This window comes from Luteolibacter ambystomatis (genome assembly GCF_018137965.1).
In the GTDB taxonomy this organism is placed as follows: Bacteria; Verrucomicrobiota; Verrucomicrobiia; order Verrucomicrobiales; family Akkermansiaceae; genus Luteolibacter; species Luteolibacter ambystomatis.
Window position 1 is genome coordinate 768,334 of sequence record NZ_CP073100.1, and the last position, 18,447, is coordinate 786,780.

Annotated in this window: 17 protein-coding genes; 11 read left to right on the forward strand and 6 right to left on the reverse strand. The window is 62.2% G+C overall.

What is annotated here, in order from left to right; all coding sequences use genetic code 11:
* Positions 1-35: 35 nt before the first annotated feature.
* Positions 36-1,454, reverse strand: a complete 1,419-nt coding sequence (locus KBB96_RS02980) for a cryptochrome/photolyase family protein (RefSeq protein WP_211632086.1) — start codon at positions 1,452-1,454, stop codon at positions 36-38.
* A gap of 51 nt (positions 1,455-1,505) precedes the next feature.
* The gene (locus KBB96_RS02985) at positions 1,506-1,766 is read right to left on the reverse strand and encodes a hypothetical protein (protein ID WP_211632088.1); all 261 of its coding nucleotides are present in this window, start codon (positions 1,764-1,766) and stop codon (positions 1,506-1,508) included.
* Positions 1,767-2,470: 704 nt separating this feature from the next.
* On the opposite strand from KBB96_RS02985, the gene KBB96_RS02990 reads away from it, so the two are divergent.
* The 10 genes from KBB96_RS02990 to KBB96_RS03035 all read left to right on the forward strand — a co-directional run bounded on the left by KBB96_RS02990 (position 2,471) and on the right by KBB96_RS03035 (position 13,763).
* Entirely contained in the window at positions 2,471-3,550 is a 1,080-nt protein-coding gene (locus tag KBB96_RS02990) for a DNA-directed RNA polymerase subunit alpha (protein ID WP_211632091.1), read from the forward strand.
* A gap of 33 nt (positions 3,551-3,583) precedes the next feature.
* A complete protein-coding gene (rplQ, locus tag KBB96_RS02995; protein WP_211632094.1) occupies positions 3,584-3,988 on the forward strand; it encodes a 50S ribosomal protein L17 in 405 nt (134 codons plus the stop codon).
* 345 nt (positions 3,989-4,333) lie between these two features.
* The gene (locus tag KBB96_RS03000; protein WP_211632096.1) at positions 4,334-5,047 is read left to right on the forward strand and encodes a MotA/TolQ/ExbB proton channel family protein; all 714 of its coding nucleotides are present in this window, start codon (positions 4,334-4,336) and stop codon (positions 5,045-5,047) included.
* Entirely contained in the window at positions 5,044-5,490 is a 447-nt protein-coding gene (locus tag KBB96_RS03005; protein WP_211632098.1) for an ExbD/TolR family protein, read from the forward strand. The genes KBB96_RS03000 and KBB96_RS03005 overlap by 4 nt, the downstream gene beginning before the upstream one ends.
* Entirely contained in the window at positions 5,487-6,266 is a 780-nt protein-coding gene (locus tag KBB96_RS03010) for a hypothetical protein (protein WP_211632099.1), read from the forward strand. The genes KBB96_RS03005 and KBB96_RS03010 overlap by 4 nt, the downstream gene beginning before the upstream one ends.
* A 319-nt stretch (positions 6,267-6,585) precedes the next feature.
* On the forward strand, positions 6,586-7,833 hold the full coding sequence (gene fabF / locus KBB96_RS03015; RefSeq protein ID WP_211632101.1) for a beta-ketoacyl-ACP synthase II: 1,248 nt from the start codon (positions 6,586-6,588) through the stop codon (positions 7,831-7,833).
* 13 nt (positions 7,834-7,846) lie between these two features.
* On the forward strand, positions 7,847-8,242 hold the full coding sequence (locus tag KBB96_RS03020) for an acyl-CoA thioesterase (protein WP_211632104.1): 396 nt from the start codon (positions 7,847-7,849) through the stop codon (positions 8,240-8,242).
* A 221-nt stretch (positions 8,243-8,463) separates the two neighbouring features.
* Positions 8,464-9,096: a hypothetical protein gene (locus KBB96_RS03025; RefSeq protein WP_211632106.1), complete on the forward strand. Its 633-nt coding sequence runs from the start codon at positions 8,464-8,466 to the stop codon at positions 9,094-9,096.
* Positions 9,097-9,103: 7 nt separating this feature from the next.
* Positions 9,104-10,594, forward strand: a complete 1,491-nt coding sequence (locus KBB96_RS03030; protein WP_211632108.1) for a Y-family DNA polymerase — start codon at positions 9,104-9,106, stop codon at positions 10,592-10,594.
* Between the two features lie 34 nt (positions 10,595-10,628).
* On the forward strand, positions 10,629-13,763 hold the full coding sequence (locus tag KBB96_RS03035) for a DNA polymerase III subunit alpha (protein WP_211632110.1): 3,135 nt from the start codon (positions 10,629-10,631) through the stop codon (positions 13,761-13,763).
* Between the two features lie 8 nt (positions 13,764-13,771).
* Here the strand turns inward: KBB96_RS03035 and KBB96_RS03040 are convergent, their stop codons facing one another.
* The 3 genes from KBB96_RS03040 to der all read right to left on the reverse strand — a co-directional run bounded on the left by KBB96_RS03040 (position 13,772) and on the right by der (position 17,345).
* The gene (locus KBB96_RS03040; protein ID WP_211632112.1) at positions 13,772-14,560 is read right to left on the reverse strand and encodes a cysteine peptidase family C39 domain-containing protein; all 789 of its coding nucleotides are present in this window, start codon (positions 14,558-14,560) and stop codon (positions 13,772-13,774) included.
* Between the two features lie 103 nt (positions 14,561-14,663).
* The gene (locus KBB96_RS03045; protein ID WP_226373629.1) at positions 14,664-15,638 is read right to left on the reverse strand and encodes an ABC transporter ATP-binding protein; all 975 of its coding nucleotides are present in this window, start codon (positions 15,636-15,638) and stop codon (positions 14,664-14,666) included.
* A 321-nt stretch (positions 15,639-15,959) separates the two neighbouring features.
* Complete coding sequence (gene der, locus KBB96_RS03050) at positions 15,960-17,345, reverse strand: ribosome biogenesis GTPase Der (RefSeq protein WP_226373630.1); 1,386 nt, start codon at positions 17,343-17,345, stop codon at positions 15,960-15,962.
* Between the two features lie 160 nt (positions 17,346-17,505).
* On the opposite strand from der, the gene KBB96_RS03055 reads away from it, so the two are divergent.
* Positions 17,506-17,862, forward strand: coding sequence for a hypothetical protein (locus tag KBB96_RS03055; protein WP_211632114.1), 357 nt, complete (start codon positions 17,506-17,508; stop codon positions 17,860-17,862).
* A gap of 14 nt (positions 17,863-17,876) precedes the next feature.
* On the opposite strand, the gene KBB96_RS03060 is transcribed toward KBB96_RS03055, so the two are convergent.
* Positions 17,877-18,434, reverse strand: coding sequence for an arylesterase (locus tag KBB96_RS03060; protein ID WP_264176987.1), 558 nt, complete (start codon positions 18,432-18,434; stop codon positions 17,877-17,879).
* Positions 18,435-18,447 lie beyond the last annotated feature (13 nt).

Below are 18,447 nucleotides of genomic sequence, written 5' to 3' on the forward strand. Positions count from 1 at the left end.
TCAACATCAAGAAAGCTCTATTGACGGAGTTGTCGCTACCTCCGCCCGTTCTTATGCTTCTTGAATATCGCCAGAGTACGATTTCGTTCCGCCTGATGGTCCACAATGGGAAGGGGGTAGCCTTCAGCGATCGGCTGCCCATCCTTTGGAGGTTGCATCAGCTTCTGCGCCGGGACGTGCGTCAATTCCGGCACCCACTTCCGGATATAGTCTCCCTTGGGATCATAGCGTTTGGTCTGTGACCACGGATTCTGGATGCGGAAATAAGGAGCGGCGTCCGCACCGGTCCCTGCGGACCATTGCCAGCCGCCGTTGTTCGAGGCGATTTCGCCGTCGATCAGGTTTTGGAGGAACCATGATTCCCCCAGTTTCCAATCGATGTGGAGATCCTTGGTCAGGAACATCGCGGTGATCATGCGCACGCGGTTGTGCATGAAACCAGTGTGCAAAAGTTGTCGCATTCCGGCATCCACGATGGGAAAACCCGTGTGACCTTTCTTCCATGCTTCGAACCGGTCGCCCGGCTCGTCCCACGGCAGCCCGCGCCACTGGGGGGTGAATTCATGATCCAGCACGTCCGGATAGTGATGCAGGATGGCGAAGTAGAATTCCCGCCAAGCCAGTTCCTTGATGAAGGTCTCGATGCTGGTCCTGCTGGTGCCCCGGGCGTGCTTCATTGCCTCCGCGCACTTCGCATACACCGTCCGGATGGAAACCAAGCCGAAGCGCAAATCCTGGGAAATCCTCGACGTGGCTTCGTCGGCCGGTAGGTCGCGCTGCTTTCCGTAGGAGGTGATTTTTGTTTCAATCAATCGATCCAAGCGGGTGATTGCGGCGTGCTCTCCCGCTGCCACGAGATCTCCCTTAGGCTCGTCCAAGCTCCAGACTTTGACGGTCGGGAGGGGGAGCGAGGACAGCTTATGGGGAGTGCGGAGAGTCTTCGGTCCCGGTTTTTTTTGGGGCTTCTCCTGGTTGAGCCAATTCTTGCTATAAGGGGTGAAGACCCGGTAGGGGCCGCCGCCGCCCGTCAGGATCTCATCAGGCGCGTGCAGGGTGTGATCGTGAAACGGGTGGCACTCAACGCCGAGGCGCTCGCACAGTGCCCGCACTTTCTTCTCCACTTCTTTCCCGAATGGATCGGGATCCTCATTGAAGTACAAAGCGGAGGCTCCGGATTCCCGCAGCAACTTCTCCAACTCGGCCACGGCCTCCCCTTGGCGGAAAATCAAACGACCTCCCATGGCATCCAGGTCTTTGGACAACGAGGCGAGCGAGAGGCACAGGAAGTGCTGCCGCTTCGGCCCCGTCCAATGGTGCCGCTTTTTCCAATCGCTGAGAATGTAGACCGGAACCACCGGCCCTCCCGCGGCCGCCGCGGCGTTCAACGCGCGATTGTCCGCGAGGCGGAAATCGCGCCTGAACCAGTGTACGACCGGGGGATTGTCGGAAGGCATGGCCTCCAACAAAGCGAAACTGTCTTCACGCGCAACTGTTCATGGGACACCTTAGTGTTCCATCAGCAGTTTTTCGGCTTTGCGGATGGTGGATGGCATGAGTTTGCCGTTCACCTTCTTCGAGCCTTCCAACAAGGTTTTCAGTTCTTCGAGGGCGGACTCGGCCGCATCAAGGGCCTTCCGTCCGCCTCCGTAGTGCTTGTCGGAGAAGTAGCGTGTAAACGTGGTCCCGCCACGGCTGAGGCACAATCGCCATCCTTGGAAGGCGGTGTGCTCGTAAGTGAAACGGGTGAGATTTCGCTTCGATCTCATCGTGTTTAGTACGTGAGTCTTCACTCCTAACTGTTGCTCCGTTTTCAAAGAAATTCCATCCCTAAATGATTCCGTTCTAGCGGAAATTTTCCACCCGTCGGATGGGGGCGGGGGCGCTGTCAAAATTGTAACGACACCGGGGCGGTTCCTATTCGGTCATATTCGCCAAACACGTATATCCCCGCATGCGGGCGGAGGCGCTCGGACTACGTCTCGCCGTGCTATATCCAGCCCAAGGACGAGAAGGTCTTTACCAAGGAGGATGATCGCGAGGCGGTCAAAGTTGTGCCACAATCCACTCCCAGCTCGCCGGGGTATAATCAGGAATGATTCGGCATGATGAAGGTGAAGGGCGGCGCTGCCGCGTAATCCAACTGCCTGTCTGACGGAAATCATCCTACCCCGCTGCATCGCGCTGCGGGCGAGAGGGGCTCTCCGAACTGCCCGCAGGCCGCGGCTTGAGTGACGCGGAACAACCGGCCGGGGTGGGGGTGAGCCGGTGGAGCGGGGAGGCTGTGGGGACTGCATGCCTTGTCGCTCCGGGCTTTCCGGTCCAGATATCGGGAAAAAAAGCTTTGCAAGCGGGATTTCATCCGATTTAGTCCCGCCCCCGCGAGCCCTGAAACCGCCGTTGGTCCTCCTGTCGTTTCCGCATGGAAAAGACACCGCTCGCAAGGAGGGCAACCCGGCAACCCACTGATACCATGTCCGTTAAACTGTCTCGTTTCGAGATCCCGAACCGCCTCGTCCGCAACGAGGACACCGCCACCGACGTCTACGCCCAGTTCAGCGCCGAACCCTTCGAGCGCGGCTACGGCCATACCCTTGGCAACTCCCTGCGCCGCGTCCTTCTGTCCTCCCTCGAAGGCGCCGCCATCACCTCCGTCCGTATCGCGGGTGTGCAGCACGAGTTTTCCAGCCTCCCGGGCGTGGTGGAAGATGTCACGGACATCATTCTCAATCTCAAGAAGGTGAAGTTCCTTCACCACGACAAGGACTCCCGCATCCTCTCGATCAAGGTCGAGAAGGAAGGCGTCGTCACCGCCGGTGACATCCAGACCGACCACGTTTTCGACGTCGTCAACAAGGATCAGGTCATCTGCACCCTCGACAAGAAGGTGAAGTTCGACTGCGAGTTCGAAGTCCGCGTCGGCCGTGGTTTCTCCACCGGTGACGAGAACAAGCGCAAGGACCAGCCGATCGGCGTGATCGCGATCGACTCGATCTTCTCCCCGGTGACCCGCGTGAAGTACGCGGTCGACACCACCCGCGTCGGCCAGATGACCGACTACGACAAGCTGGTGCTCGACATCTGGACGGACGGCCGCATCACCCCGCAGGACGCCCTCCTGCAGGCTTCCGCCATCCTCCGCCACCACCTCGACGTGTTCGTCAACTACGACGAGAACGCCGTCGATTTCGAAGAGGCTCCGATGGAGTCCAGCGAGGAGAATGCCGCGCTGAAGAAGCTCCTGAACATGTCGGTGAACGAGATCGAGCTCTCGGTCCGCGCCGCCAACTGCCTCAACAACGCCAACATCACCACCGTGGGCCAGCTCGCGATGAAGACGGAGGCGGAAATGCTCAAGTATCGCAACTTCGGCAAGAAGTCGCTCAACGAGATCAAGGACAAGCTTGTCGAACTCGGCCTCGGCCTCGGCATGTCCTTCGATCCGTCGCTCCTCACCGGCCCAAGCGCTTCGTCGCGTGCCCCGCGCCTCGGCGTGGAGGAAGAGGCTCCGGTGGGCCTTGCCGACCTGATCGCCCAGAACCTCGACGACTGAACCAAGCTTTTTAAATAGAAAGGGACGCACCCGATGAGACATCGCCGCAACACCACCAAGCTCAAGCGCACCGCCGCACACCGCCGCTCGCTCCTCGCGAACCTGGCGTGCAGCCTGATCGAGCACGGCCGCATCAAGACCACCCTCGGCAAGGCGAAGGCCCTGCGTCCGGTGGCTGAAAAAATGATCACCCTCGGCAAGCGCGGGGATCTCCACGCCCGCCGTCTGGCTCTGGCTTTCCTGCGCCAGAAGGACGCGGTGAAGAAGCTGTTCGAAGAAGTCGCTCCGGCTTCGAAGGACCGCCAGGGTGGCTACACCCGTATCACCAAGCTTGGTGTCCGTCCGTCCGACGCCGCTCCGATGGGCTACATCGAGTGGGTCGACGCTCCGGTGACTGCTGAAGCCGCCGAGCCGGCCGAAGCCGCCAAGGCCGAGTAAGGTCCCCGGGATTCGTCCCGACCAAACAATTCAAGAAAAGCCGTCCGCGCCCCGCGTGGACGGCTTTTCTGTCGTACTCCGGGTATGAAAGGCACCATCCGATCGATGTCATTGGGGTGCTGATCGTTTATAAACCGCTCTTTCCCGGGTGGCACTCGCCGAGGCTCGTTGGCCCGCGGCTATGATCCGTGATCCCATCAGGATCCAAGAGTCATTTCAGGCACCTTTCCGGGCACCGGTTCGGTCTCAGAGAAATGTTTTCCCAGCTTCGCTTTTCAATATTCTGAAAGATTTCCGAACAATCGGCGCTGGTCACGGCTGCGGGGGGAGGCTAGGGTCGGCGCAATGATTTTCCGACTGCTTGAACCCTCCGGCCTGATCGAGCAGGGCGGCCCGCTGGTGTGGGTGCTGCTGGTGCTTGCCTTTGTGGGTGCGGTCTGCGTGGTGGAGCGGTTGTTTTTCTTCCACCGGGCGCGGATCAATGTCGGCGACCTGCTGGTGGGGCTTTCCAATCACGTGCGCCGCAAGGCCTTTGCGGAGGCCCAGCACGAGGCGGCCCGGGCTCCGGGACCGGTGGCGCGGGTGGCGCATTCGCTCCTGTTGCGGCATCATCTGGTGCGCTCGGACCTCCGTGATGTGGCTCAGGAAGCAGGTCAGCTTGAAGTCCCTCGCATCGAAAAAAACATCCGTTTGATTCTCGGTGTCGCGCTTCTGGCCCCCTTGGTGGGGATGTTGGGAACGCTGCTCGGCATGGTGGAGACCTTCCAGCGCGTGGGCGAGCAGGGCGGTTATGCCGGACCGGCGGAGCTGGCTGGTGGTGTGTTCCAAGCGCTTGTGACTTCGGTGATGGGGCTGACGGTGGCCGTGCCGATGTATCTCTTTTACCTCTACTTCCTCGGTCGGGCGAAACGTCTGGTGCATCGCATCGAACGCGCTGGGATCGAGATGGTGAATCTCATTTCCGATGCCCGTGCGGAAACCGGGATCGTGTCCTTCCGTGAGGAGGTCGAGGCCCGCAAGCGCTCCGCGCGGAAGAGCAAGGGGGAGGACGCTTCATGAAGCTGGAGCTGACCTTGCCGGAACGGCCGGGTTTCCTCCATGTCGTTCCACTGTTCAATCTCTTCGCGCTGCTGCTGATGTTCTTCGTGCTGGGACCGTCCCTGGTCCTGCAAGCTGGCAAGCAGGTGGAGCTGCCGCCGTCGAAGTTCCAGATGGAGCGCTTCACCGGCGCGCAGGTCGTCACGCTCGGACCCGGTTCTCCGGCCAAGATCTATCTCGGCCGTGAGGCGATCTCGCTGGATGCGCTGGGAAAAAAGCTCGACGAACGGCGCGGCAGCGGGCCCGCCGCGGTGCTGCTGCGCGCGGACGTGGGTACGCCGGTGGTGCTGGAGCAGGAGGTGTCCGAACTGATCCTGCGGAAAAACTACAAGGTGATGCTGGTGGGACGCCCGGCCCAGGTCGGGGCGAGTGACACTTCTTCCTCGAAAGAGACCGACCAGTGAACGACCCCGGCACCAAACGCGAGCGGCGCGATCGTGCCAGCGGCCTGATCTTCGCCTGGCGGGTGGGGGATACGTTCCATGTGGCCACGTGGATGTCGGTGGCGATCGTGATCCTGCTCGGTGCTTTTCTGTTGGGAACGCTCAAGGTGCGGGTGGTGCCACCGCCGCGGATCATCGAGCGCAAGGCCGCCGTGGTGCTGGTGCCCAATACCGCCGATGGGCATGCCTGGGTCGTAAGGGCGGAGGAAGAGGGTCCGTTTCCGGCGCGCTTCCGGCCTGCGGACTCCGGGATCGTGCGGGAGATGAAGGAGGATTTGTTCCGCGATCCCGTTTCACGGCCCGCCTATCGGGCGGTCTTGCGGGAGTTTCCCCAGGACACCGGTCCGGGTGCCGTGCAGGTGGCGGCTCGTGGAGAGCGGGTGTTTCCTCCGCAACTCCTTCCGGAATCCGCTCCGGTGGAAATGGACGCTCAACCGCTGCGCCCCGTGCTGACATTGCTGGCGAAGCTTCCTGCGGATGCCAGGCCGCAGGAGCTGCCTCCATTTCCTGAACCCATGAGTCCGGAAATGGCTGCCACCACCTGGCAATACATGGTGGAGATTGGTCCCGGGGGCAGGGCTCTGAGATGTGTCGCGCTGGATGGCGGCAAGCCGGAAGGCCAGCAGGACGGATTCGCCCGCAGTCTCGGCTCATGGCTTTGCCATGTGCGTTTCGGTCCCGGTGCCGCCAAGGCGGGCTGGGTGGGAGTGGAGATCAGCTTCAGCCGCACACCGTAATGGAGGTCACTCTTCCGGAATTCGTCCTGTGTGTGTTGCTGGTGGCCCTCGGCATCGTGGGCCTTTTCACCTTGGTCTCACGGGTTTCGCGGCGCGGAGTGGAATTGCGGGCGGTTCGCCACCGCATCATCTGCCGCTTGTGTCTCCATCCCTTCGAAGATCACAGCTCGGAAAAAACTCCGACCTGTCCGGCCTGCGGTGCTCTCAATGAGCGCGGGCGGGACCGGCGGCTGGGCTGAAACGGCGGGCCGCCTCCGGGCTTGCGTCGGCGGATTTACGGCCCCATCGTCCCCTCGCGCCCAGCGCGCCCCTATTCACTATGAGCGAACGACGCGTCGTCATCACTGGCATTGGTTGTATTTCCCCCCTCGGCAATGATCTGGCTTCCACTTGGGATGGCCTGAAGAACGGCCGCAGTGGAATCGGTCGGATCACCCAGCTCGATCCCGAACCGTATGAGTGCAAGATCGCCGGTGAGGTGAAGAACTTCAATGCGGACGGCTACTTCAAGGCCCCGAAGGACGCCCGCCGTTCCGACCGCTACGTGCAATTCGCCGTGGCCGCCGCCAAGCTGGCGATCGAGGACTCCGGCCTGGACACCAATGCCATCGACCCGCGCCGCGTGGGCGTGATGGTCGGCTCCGGCATCGGCGGTCTGGCCACGCTCGAGCGCGAGCACGAAGTCTGCCTTTCCAAGGGACCGAAGCGTGTTTCGCCCTTCACCATCCCGATGATGATTTCCAACATCGCCAGCGGCATCATCTCCATGGAGCACGGCCTGCTCGGCCCGAACATGGTGATCGTGACCGCCTGCGCGACCTCGAACCACAACATCGGGGAAGCCTGGCGCATGATCAAATTCGGCGATGCCGATGCCTTCGTCTGCGGTGGTGCGGAAGCGACCATCCTGCCGATGGGCCTCGCGGGCTTTGCCAACATGAAGGCTCTCAGCACCCGCAACGACGAGCCGGAGCGCGCCTCCCGCCCGTTCGACAAGAACCGCGATGGCTTCGTGATGGGTGAAGGTGCCGGCGTGGTGGTGATCGAGGAACTCGAGCATGCCCTCAAGCGCGGTGCCACCATCTACGCGGAGCTCACCGGCTACGGTGTCAGCGCGGATGCCTACCACCTCAGCGCTCCTTCCCCGGACGGTTCCGGCCCGGCCTACGCCATCCAGATGGCGCTGCGCCACAGCAAGCTGAACCCGGAGGATGTGAACTATCTCAACGCCCACGCGACCTCCACCGGTCTCGGTGACATCGCGGAAACCAAGGCGATCAAGCGAGCCTTCGGTGATTACGCGACCAACGGCCTCGCCGTCAGCTCCACCAAGTCCATGACCGGCCACATGCTCGGCGCGGCCGGTGGCATCGAGCTGATCGCCAGCGTGATGGCCATCAAGGACGGCGTCATCCCGCCGACCATCAACGTCGAGGAGCAGGATCCGGAGTGCGATCTGGATGTCGTCCCGAACACCGCCCGCGAGGCGAAGGTGGACGTGGCGATGAGCAACAGCTTCGGTTTCGGCGGCCACAACGCCACCGTGGTGGTGAAGCGTTACGCCTGATCCGCTTCATCGCATGGATGCGCCGCTCTATCGCCACGCCACGGAGATCGCCTTCGGGGATACCGATGCGAGCGGCCTGATGCACTTTCCCAGCGTGTTCCGCTACGTCGAGGCGGCGGAACACGCTTTTTTGCGCGCGAACGACATCCATGTCTTCGACCGCGAGAACGGCGGCTGGCCGCGCGTCCACGTGGATTGCGACTACCGCCGCCCGATGTTCTTCGGCGACAAGATCGAGGTGCGGCTCGGCATTTCGAAAATCGGCGGTTCCTCGCTGACTTGGGTGTTCGAGATCTGGAAAGGCGAAGAATGCTGCGCCGCCGGATCGATCGTCACCGTGCGCGTGAACGCCATCGGCAAGCCGCTGGTAATCGACGCCGCCACGCGGGCGGTGCTGGGTGGTAGCTGAAGTCGTGAGACTTCAGGTGGGGAGGACTTACGTGATCCCCAAGACGTTTTTCCGAATAGGATGTCCGTGCATAGACCGAACACGCACGGGTTTTACCCAACCCGCGTTGTCACCAACGCGGCTACGAAGAGGTGTTCCCCTTGCCTCCGGTCAGCCCTACGGGCGTAATAGAAAAATAGTGTTCTCTTGAACATTTGTTCCGGTGGGCTAAGGTGGCAGCCGTGTCCGCCCTCGACCAACTGCGAAGCGAGCTGCACCGGAAGTTTCCGGGCGCGCATGCGGGATCGTGGCGGTTGCAGGAGAGCGGCGCGGAGTTCACTCGCTTCACCGATCTGGAGGCTTTTCAACCCGGTACGATTTCGGAGGTAGTACCAGCGGCCGGGCTGTCGGTGTTCGGTCTGCTGATCGCGTCCCTGCTGGGAGATCCGGATCGCACTGCGGATTTTCCTGAGCTGGTGCTGGTGGATGGTGGCGATGGCTTCGATCCGGAGTCCTTCACAGCCGCCGCGTGTTCGAAGCTGCTGTGGGTGCGCTGCACCTCCGCCATGGAAATGCTGAAGGCGGGCGAGCTGATGGTGCGGGACGGCAGCATTCCCACGGTGCTGCTGGATGCCGCCGGGCTGGATCTGCGGCAGCTCCGTGCCATCCCGGCGTCCTCATGGTGGCGGCTCAAGCAGGGTGCGGAGCAGACCGGCTCGCGCCTGATCGTGCTCTCGTCCGCGCAGGTGGTGCCGTGCGCCAGCCTGCGGCTCGCCCTGACGGCGGACCTTTCCCTCGCCGATTTTTCCGAACCCCGGCCGGTTCTTCTCAACCGTTTGCAGGCGCGGCCGGAGCGCCTGCGTCACGCCACCTGATTGCGCCATGTTCGCCGCCCTTCATCTCGCCGATCTGCCCGTCATCGCCGCCCTGCGCGGTCATCCATCGCTGCAAGTTCGCCCGTGTGTGGTGCTGGGCGGGGACCATGAGGATGAGAAAGCACGTGGCAAGCTGCCGCTGCTGTCCGTGAATGAAACGGCCCGCGATGCCGGAGTGGTGGCAGGGTGGACGCTCGATCGCGGACGGGTGCGTTGTCCGGATCTGGTGGTGATGCCGCGGCACCGGCGGGTGGAGCGGGAGCTGCTCGCGGAGCTGTTGGTGCGGGCGGAGGCGTTGACACCGGATCTGGAAATCACCGCCCCGGACACCATCCTGCTGGATCTGACGTACGCGCCGCTACGGCAGATCCAGTACTTGGACGATGTCTGGATCAAGGGCGCGGTGGTGCATCACGTACGGGCGGAGACGCCGGACCTGGCGCATCTCGGAGTGCTGGATCCGGATTTCGATGGCGGCACGGTTTCGCCCGTATCCATCGCGGCGCTGCCATTGGGATTGCTGGCGAAGCTGGTGGACGATGCGCCGTTTTTCCAACTGCTGGAGCTCTGGGGGCTGCGCACGCTGGGGGATTTCATGGCCCTGCCGCGGCAAGGCCTCACCGAGCGGCTGGGGGCGGAGGCGGGGCATTGGCATGAGATCCTCCATGCCCGGCATTGCCGCCTGCTGCGGTTGCACCGCGTGCCGGAATCGCTGCAACAAAGCGTGGATTGCGAGGCCCCATTGCATGCCGTGGAGCCGATGCTGTTCGTGTTGAAGCGGATGCTCCACACCTTGTCCGCTCGCCTCGCCAGCCGCCATCTCGCGGTGAACCGGCTGCACCTCACCTTGCGGCTGGAGTCCGAAGAAAGCGTCTTCCGTTCCATCAGCCTGCCGGAGTCCTTGGTGGAACCGGTGGAAATGTTGCGACCGTTGCAGACGCTGCTGGAGTCGCTGCGATTGGCGGCGCCGGTGGTGGGACTGGAACTCGATGGAGAAACCGCGCTGCCCGGCACGGCCCAGCGCGAGTGGTTCACCCGCCAGCTTCCGAATCCCAGTCGCTGGGCGGAAACGCTGGCACGCGTGGAGGCTTTGGTCGGTGGCGGCAGAACCGGAATTCCCGTACCGGCCGCCACACACCGACCGGATGATTTCCGTTTGCTGCCGCCACCGGCTGTCATTGGCTCCGGTGTTCCTTGCGGCGATGACGAACGCCGTCCCGCGTCGCCGCTGCCGATGCGCCGCTACCGGCCCTCGCGGACGATCGCGGTGGCATCCGATCTCGATGGCGAGGTGCCGCGTCCCCTCGCGCTGCTGACCGGCCCGCATCCGGGCCAGATCGTGGAATGCCAGGGACCGTTTCCCATGTCCGGCCAATGGTGGGATCCGGAGGCACGCTGGAAGCGTTTCGAGTGGGACATCCAGATGGCGGACCAGCACCTGCTCCGCCTCGCCTACGTGCCACCGGACCGCTGGCAGCTCGAAGGCGTGTATGCGTGAACGTGGCTGGCTCATTGCGTCCATTTTCCCTGACATGAAACCGATCTTCGCAGGCGAGTTCCACGCGCGCTCGGCGTTCTCGTTCCTGCGTGGTGCGAACACGCCGGATGAGTTGGTCATCCGGGCGCTGGAGCTGGGTTACGATTGCCTCGCGATCACGGATCACAATGGGTTCTACGGTTCGGCCCGCGCCAACAAGCGGAGAGACTTCCTGAAAGAAGATGGTGCAGGTGTGATCCGCGCGAATGTGGGAGCGACCTGGGAGATGGCGGATGGTTCCCACCTTCCGGTCCTTTGCATGGATCGGGACGGCTATCAGTCGCTCAGCCGTGGCTTCACCCATATGCATTTGGACGGCGGATTTGTGATCGAGTCCGGTGTATCCGGGTTGATCGCCTTGACCGGGGATCGGGAAGGGCCGGTGTGCCGGCATCTGCTGCGCGACAACAGGGCGGCCGCCCTTCATGAAGCGGAGAAGCTGGTGGCTCTCTTCGGGCGCGACAACGTGTATGTCGAAATCAACCGCCACGAGCTGCGCGACGACCGCCGCTTGAACCGGCAGCTTGTGGATCTCGCGGAGCATTTGAAGCTCCGCTTGCTCGCGTGCAATGCACCGCTGCATGTGTTCAAGACGGACCGCTTGTTGTCGGATGCCTTCGCTTGTCTGAGGAATCATGTGACGCTGGATGAAGCGGGGCATCTGCTGGCGGTGAATGGTGAGCGTCATTTGAAATCGCCCGCGGAAATGGACGCCTTGTTTGCCGATCTGCCCGAAGCGCTGGAGAATACACGGCATCTGCGGGATCGGCTGGAGTTCACGCTGGAGGATCTCGGTTACCGCTTCCCGGATTTTCCGGATGAGCGTGGCCAGCCGATGTCGATGGCGGATCAGACCCGCAGGTTGCGCGAACTGGCCGAGGCGGAATTCAACCGGATCAGCCCGCGCCATACCATGAACGGTTGGAATCAGATCGCAAAGGAGGTGGATGTGATCCACCGGCTCGGATTCTCCGGCTACTTCCTGACAGTGCATGACATCGTCCACTTCGCGAAGTCACAGGGCATTTTCTGCCAAGGGCGTGGTTCCGCTGCGAACTCCGTGGTTTGCTATACCCTGGGCATTACTGCGGTAGACCCCATCAAGAACGGGCTGCTGTTCGATCGTTTCCTGGTCGAGGATCAGGTGGCGTGGCCGGATGTGGACATCGATTTTCCCTCCGGGGAAAAGCGCGAGTCCGTGATCCAATATGTGTTTCAGAAATACGGCGCACGTGGGGCCGCGATGACGGCGAATGTCATCTCCTATCGCTCGCGGTCCGCCTTCCGAGAAATGTCGAAGGTGCTGGGGTTTTCCGAATCCATCGCCGACCGGTTTTCAAACGAAGGCTCTTCCAGTTGGAAGCATTCGCCGAAGACCGCAAAGGAAAAGCAGGAGGACTTCGAGCAGCGGACGTCGACATTCCTGCCTCCATCCCATCCACGCTTTGGCGCGCTCTCGAAGCTCTTCAATGCCGTGTTGGGAAAACCGCGTCATCTGGGGCAGCACTCTGGCGGCATCATCGTATGTGCGGGGCGGTTGGATTCTGTGGTGCCGATCCAGCGCGCGACCATGCCCGGCCGGGCTGTGGTGCAGTGGGACAAGGACGATTGCGAGGATCTCGGCATTGTGAAGATCGACCTGCTGGGCTTGGGAACACTGGCGGCGATGGAGGACATCATCGAAATCTGCGGGAAGCGCGGTGTTCCGGAAGTGCTGGGCGGGATGGATCTGGAGGAGCCGGAGGTCTTTGCCATGATGCAGCGTGCGGACACGATAGGAACCTTCCAGGTGGAATCCCGTGCGCAGATGGCCTCGCTGCCCTTGTTCAAGCCGAACTCCTACTACGATGTCGCCATGCAGGTGGCCATCATCCGGCCGGGTCCCATCGTGGGGGATCTGGTGCATCCCTTGATTGCGAGACGGCAGGGGAAGGAGAAGATCGATTACATCCATGAGGATTGTCAGGACATTCTGGAGCGTACCTATGGTGTGGCCCTGTTTCAGGAACAGGTGCTGTTGATGGCCCGGAAGATGGCGGGCTTCGACAGCAGGCAGGCGGACAAACTGCGCCGTGCCATCGCCTTCACCCGGGATGATGAGCGCATGAAACGCATTGAGGCGGAGCTACGGGAAGGCATGACTCGGAACGGACATGATGAGGAGGTGCAGGAGAAGATGGCGGAAGCCATCAGCAAGTTCGCCCTCTACGGCTTTCCGGAGAGCCACGCGCTCTCATTTGCCTACCTCGCTTATGCATCCTGTTGGCTGAAGCTCCATCATCCCGCCGCTTTCTACACCGGTCTCATCAACAACCAGCCGATGGGCTTCTACTCCGTCCACACCCTGATGCAGGATGCGAAGCACCGTGGCATCCGGTTCCTGCCGGTGTCGGTGGTTCATAGCGGTGTGATGACGGATGTAGTGGATGAGAAAACGATCCGGCTCGGGTTGCACCGGGTGAAGGGCTTGTCCGCGGATACGATGAAGCGGCTTGTGGATGAGAGAGGAAAGCATGCCTTCGAATCGCTGGAGGACTTTCTCGAACATGCGCGGCCGAAGGATAAGGAACGTCGTGCACTGGCGAAGGCGGGAGCCTTGAACGATCTGCCGCAGGTGGTGCATCGTCGTCATGCACTGTGGCAATCCGAACTGCCGATCCGGGAAGAACTGCTTCGTCATGAGAACACCGCGCCAGTCTTGCCTCCAATGGCGATGGCGGAGCGGTTGAGCGCGGACTTGGAAACGCAGGGCGCGTCCACCGGGCCGCATCCGATGAAACTCTGGCGGCAGACGAACACCCTGCGCCTGCAACGCGCGCGGGATCTCGATTGCCAGCCGCATGGCATGCCGGTGACGGTGGGCGGCATGGTGATCTGCCGCCAGCGCCCGGGCACGGCGAAGGGGCATTGCTTCATCAGCCTGGAGGATGAGACCGGCATCGCGAATCTGTTCGTGCCGGAGTCCACCTACAAGCTGTTCCGGCTGGTGATCGTGACCGAGGGTTACCTGTTGGCGGAAGGCCGGGTTCAACGCCGCGGTGACAGCCTGCCAACGGTGTATGTCACTAGCATCCGTTCCTTACCGGGCTTCGATCCCACGCATGGGACGAGCTCGCATGATTTCCATTGAGGCGTGCTCTAACGGATCCGCATGAAGAACGGCGAGATCTCCCGCTTTTCCAGATCCTGGCGGCTGATGACTTCCATGCCCGACAGCGGATCGGCGATGGTCCACAGGTCGCCTTCGCATTTCAGCAGGGCGATGAAGTGGCCGTTGCCGGTGACATTCACGCCGAGCACTCCGGGGAGATGATCAGGTGAGGGGAGGCCATTGAACTCGAAGTCCACGGTGCGGCCGCGGCGACGCAGGGCGCGGGCGAGGTGCCAGGCTTCGGTGCCGCTGCTGGTGGACCATGCGCGGCGGGCGAGATCCTTTTCCGTGGCGGTCTTGTCGCCGAGGAAACGTAGTACGGTCGCCGAGCTGGCGGGGCCGCAGGTGGACTCGGTGGATTGGATGCAGGAGTCTCCAATCCACTGCTCGATCAAACGTGATTGATCCAGTGGCCGGCGGATCGGCTTCAGGAATGGAGGCAGCATCGCGGCGATGGCGAGGCCGTAGGAAGCCACGGCCAGCGGGCGTGGAATGAACGCGCTCCAGGACACCGCAGCCGGGAGGAAGAACGCCAGCCACCATTCGGAGAGCGGCTGCGCGCGCAAGTCGTAGAGCAGTTTCGTCTCCGGCAGGATGTGGAGATAGTAGACGCTGAACCACAGGCTCGGCAGGCTGAGAAGGGTGAGCACGAGGGCGATGCCAAGCCGCCAAGGTTTCCGCGCACGCTGTGCGAGGAGACCGATCCGCCGTGCCAGCAGCAAGGCCACGGCGATGACGAGGATCAGCGTGGAGATGGCGGCGGTGGTGGGGGACATGCTGAAGTTTGCTAGTTTTCAGTGTTCAGTTTTCAGAGGAAGATCCTGTAACGCCCTCCTCTCGTTCTTGCTGAAAACTGAAAACCGAACACTAGTAAACTCTTCAAGCCAGGCACCCGGGGCAGTTCTGGACGAAGTGGCCGGGGGAAACTTCCGTCAATGCCGGATGGCGGTCGGTGAGACAGAGCTCGGGCTTGCCGATGCGGTTGCGCGGCTGGAAGGCGCAGCCGACGGGCGGACGGGTGAGATCCGGTGGCAGACCGGCGATGGTGTAGAGCGGATCGCCCTTCGGATGGGAGGCCGGGATCGATTTGAGCAGGCTGCGCGTGTAGGAGTGGCGCGGGTGCTTGAAGAGGTCTTCCTTGCTGGCGCTTTCCACCACACGGCCGGCATACATCACGTTGATGTGATCGCACATCTCCGAGACCACGGCGAGGTCATGGGTGATGAAGACCACGGCGGTGCCGAGGTCACGCTGGCGCTCGCGGATCAGGTCGAGCACCTGCTTCTGCACGGTCACGTCGAGCGCGGTGGTGGGCTCGTCGCAGATCAGCAGCTCGGGGCGGGTGATGAGGGCCATGGCGATCATCACGCGCTGGCGCATGCCGCCGGAGAACTCGTGCGGGTAGCTGTGAACGCGTTTTTCCGGCTCGTGGATACCGACCTCCGCGAGCGACTGGATCGCGCGGTCGAGCGCGGCCTTGCCCTTGATGCCCTCGTGCAAGGCGAGCGGTTCCATGAGCTGGTCGCTGACCTTCATGTAGGGGTTCAGCGAGGTCATGGGATCCTGGAAGATCATCGAGACACGCTTGCCGCGGATCTTCTGGAGCTGCTTCTCGGTGGCCTTGAGCAAGTCGATGCCATCAAACATCGCCGAGCCGGAATGGATGCGGCCGGGAGGCTGCGGGATCAGGCCGAGCAGCGAGTAGCAGGTGACGGATTTGCCCGACCCGGACTCACCGACGATGCCGAGGGTCTTGCCCGCATCCACGGAGAACGAGACATCCTCCACGGCATGGACGACGCCATTGCGGGTGTGGAAGCGGGTGGAGAGGTTTTTGACGTCGAGCAGCGGCATGGGCTTGAATGAGATTCCGGAATCCAGACTCCGGAATCAAGAGAAGAGGGTGATCACGTGGGCGTCTTTTGGGAATTGTAAACGAGAGCGATTGGGAACCACGAAAGGCACGAAAAAACACGAAAGTTTGGCGTCAGGGACTTCGCTGCTTGTTCGTTGTTTCAGGGTTTCTGCCCGAATTTTCAAAGCAATCCGTGGCCCAAAATCCGGTGAACTTCGAGATCGGTGTCCACAATCAGCGCAGCCTCATCTTTGGCTGGCGGGCAGCACCCTCCATTTTCGTGAAATTTAGTGCCTTTCGTGGTTCTCCACGTTTGAAGGCTACCTCTCGTCTTTCTTCAGATCCCGCCGGTCGCGTGAGCGCACGGAGAAGACCACCGGGATGCCCGGGGCGGGGTGCTTTTCGCGGTAGCGGTTGGTGAGATACTGCTCGTAGCTGGTGGCCATGAGCTTCTTGTCGTTCACGAACAGGACGAGGGTCGGCACCGGGATGACGCTGTATTTCTCGTTCAGCGCGGTGGTGGCGTAGTAGAGCTTGAGACGCTTGCCGGACTTGCGGTCGCTGCCCGGCGGATTCATTTCAAAGGCTTGGTGCAGGATGCGGTTGAGGACGCCGGTGCCGGGGAGGTTCTGGGCCTTGTCGCGGATCTTGAGTGCTTCCTTCAGCACGTGGTCGACGGCCTGGCCTTTCTTCGCCGAGGTGGCGACGAAGGGAGCGTAGGCGAGGAAGAACAGCTCGCGGCGGACGTGCTCGGTGGCTTCCTCCAGGCGGGCACCGCGCGGGGCGTCCGGGTGATAGAGGTCGAACTTGTTCAGCACGATCAGGCAGGGCTTTTTCTCCTCCATGATGAGCTGGGCGATCTTGCGGTCCATCGCGGAGATCCCGGCTGCGAGGTCGATGACGAGCACGCAGAGGTCGCTGCGGCGGATCGCCTTCTCCGTGCGCATGGCGGAGAAGACCTCCACGGAGGAATCGCGCTTGCCGCGCGGACGCAAGCCGGCGGTGTCGATGAGGGTGAAATTTTCCCCGGCGAACTGGTAGGGGAGGTCGACGGCATCACGGGTGGTGCCGGCGATTTCGCTGACGATGGTGCGCTCGTCCTTAAGGATGGCGTTGATGAGGGAGGACTTGCCCGCGTTCGGCTTGCCGACGATGGCGAGCTTGATGCCCACGGCTTCCGCGACCTCTGCCTCGGCTTCGGTTTCCGCGACGAGCGGGGCGATCACTTCCTCGATGACGTCCACCAGCGCGCCGACGTTGCGGCCGTGTTCGGCGGAAACGTGGATGCCCGCGCCGAGTCCCAGTCGTGCGAAGTCCGCGAAAACGTTTTCGTGCTTTTCGTGGTCCACCTTGTTCAGGACGAGGCGGACGGGCGGCTTGGCCTTGCGGAGCTTCTGGGCGAGCGCCTGGTCGATGGGAGTGAGGCCTTCGTGGGCGTCCACGATGAAGAGGATCAGGTCCGCGGTTTGCATCGCGATGTCCGCCTCGATGGCCACCTGGTCGGCGAAGCCGTCATCCAAGGACGCGCCGATACCGCCGGTGTCGATGATGGTGCAGGCGGTGGTGGTCGCCTTGCAGGGCGCGGAAATGCGGTCCCGTGTGACGCCCGGCTGGTCGTGGACGATGGCGATTTTCCGCCCGGCGAGGCGGTTGAAGAGCGCGGATTTCCCGACATTCGGGCGTCCGACGATGGCGACGGTGGGCATGCGGGAGATTATTGGGGCGAATCCGCTTTTGGGGAAGAGTGTAAAGGACTTTCAGCTCTGAAAGGCGCGAAATTCCACGAAATGAGGACGTTGGAGAGGATTCGGGAGCGTATCGCTCTGCCCGGTTGACCGGCGATGGTGGATCGCGTCTGATTTCCGTATGTCTTCCCGCACCTACATCTGTGTTTCATGCCGCTGGGCGCGCAGGGCGGAGGCGGCTTTCGGATTGGTCACGGAGCTGCGTTGTCCGCTGTGCCAAGGAGGACTGTGGGAGCTGAGCAGGCGCTGGCGGATTCCCCGGAAGACGGACGATGATGGGTGGCGGGAGCTTGCCGTGAAGGTGGAGCGGGATGCCGCGGAATGGCTGCCAAGAAGGCAGCTCATGGGGATTGCGAAGTTGGCCCGGTTGGACGAACAGATCTCAGCACTGGAGAAACAGGCGGCTTCGAAGGGCAGAAACATCCGGCTCAAGAGGCTTCATCGGGAGCGTGCCGAAGTGGTGGTGCGTTACCGCTGATCTGGATGGAATCATCACTTCTTCTTCCGCTCCTTCAACACTGGCTCCAGCACCTTCCACACGTTTTCGGCGACAATCTTCTGCCCTTCCGAGGTGGGATGGATCTGGTCGGCCTGATTGAGCTTGGGATCGCCGCCCACGCCTTCGATGAGGAAGGGGATGAGCTTGGCTTCCTTGTCCTTCGCCACTTTTGGAAAGATCTCGCGGAAGCTGGTGGTGTAGTCCGGTCCCATGTTCCCGGGCATCTGCATGCCGGCGAGGACGATGGTGATGCCGGGAACTTTCTCGCGGGCCTGGGTGATGATGGCGGTTAGATTTTCCTCAGTCTGCTTCGGTTGGATGCCGCGCAGGCCGTCATTGCCGCCGAGGGCGATGACCAGCACGTCCGCGCCGCTGCCGAGCACCCACTTGATGCGGCGGAGGCCGCCGGAGGTGGTGTCGCCGCTCACGCCCGCATTGACGATGGTGTAGGGCAGCTTCGCGGCCTCCACCTTCTTTTGCAGCACGGCGGGGTAGGCAGCCTCCGGATCATCCAGACCGTAGCCGGCGGTGATGCTGTCGCCGAGAATCACGATGCGGCCCGGC